Annotated in this window: 2 protein-coding genes; both read left to right on the top strand. The window is 59.3% G+C overall.

The window, feature by feature from the left end; translation table 11 throughout:
• Positions 1 to 295: 295 nt before the first annotated feature.
• Positions 296 to 703 carry a succinate dehydrogenase, cytochrome b556 subunit gene (gene sdhC / locus ACFC3F_RS15050; protein ID WP_082937859.1) on the top strand — a complete coding sequence of 136 codons (408 nt, stop codon included), beginning with the start codon at positions 296 to 298 and terminating at the stop codon, positions 701 to 703.
• 12 nt (positions 704 to 715) lie between these two features.
• On the top strand, positions 716 to 1,091 hold a 376-nt coding region (locus tag ACFC3F_RS15045; RefSeq protein WP_376131533.1), incomplete at its 3' end, for a succinate dehydrogenase hydrophobic membrane anchor subunit.

Genomic DNA, 1,091 nt, shown 5'->3' with positions numbered 1-1,091 from the left:
ATACGGGGCATAAGCACGCTCGATCATGCCAGTTGCGTTGTCCCGCAATAGATTCCAATCAATATCGGGAGTCAAGACAGCCTCCTGCCAGTCGGTCGGTATCGGAGTCGATGCGATGGGAGATACCCAATCAAGCTTGGTAAGGCAAACCTAATTCGTAATGCCTTGTCCCGCAGATCGGTTCGGGCAATTTAACGACTCACTCAGCATAGGTTTAAAGTCTCTTGCATGGGTCCAAGGTGACACCCAGCCGGTGCCACCGCGTCCATCGACGATGTTGGAGGCCAATTCCCCGATGAGTTCCGAGACAGAGGTCGCACCGGAGCCGGTGCGCAAACGTTCGCTGTACCGCGGCGATCCAGGCATGTGGTCCTGGGTGCTACACCGCATCACAGGCGTGACGATCTTCTTCTTCCTGTTCGTGCATGTGCTCGATACGGCGGTGATCCGTATCGACCCGAACAAGTACTCGGAGATCATCAACACCTATAAGACCCCGATCATCGGTCTCATGGAGATCGCGCTCGTGGCGTGCGTGCTCTATCACGCGCTCAACGGCCTGCGCATCATCCTGATCGACTTCTGGTCGAAGGGCCCCAAGTACCAGCGTCAGATGCTGTGGGTGATTCTCGGACTGTTCGTGGTGGTCTTCGGCGCCGCGGCTATCCGACTCCTGCAGATCCTCATCGAGCACGCGTTCTAAGGAGATACGACAATGACCACATCTCCTACCTCACAGAACGTCGCCAAGTCGCTGGGCACCCAGTACGACCGGCCCGCCAGCCTCGACAATCCGCGCTCGCCGCGTAAGCCCCGAGGCGGCAACTTCGAGAAGTGGGCATGGCTGTTCATGCGCTTCTCCGGTCTGGCGCTGATCATCCTGACCATCGGCCACATGTTCATCATGCTGGCGTGGGACAACGGCGTGCACCGCATCGACGCATCGTTCGTCGCGGCCCGCTGGCGTGAGCCCTTCTGGCAGATCTGGGACCTCACCATGCTGTGGCTGGCCCAGTTGCACGGCGGCAACGGTGTGCGCACGGTGATCGCCGACTACTCGCGCAAGGACTCGACCCGCTTCTGGCTGAACG

This window comes from Microbacterium sp. NPDC055910, assembly GCF_042271185.1.
In the GTDB taxonomy this organism is placed as follows: Bacteria; Actinomycetota; Actinomycetes; order Actinomycetales; family Microbacteriaceae; genus Microbacterium.
Note: the sequence above shows the minus strand (reverse complement) of the source record. Positions and strands in the feature narration are given on the sequence as shown.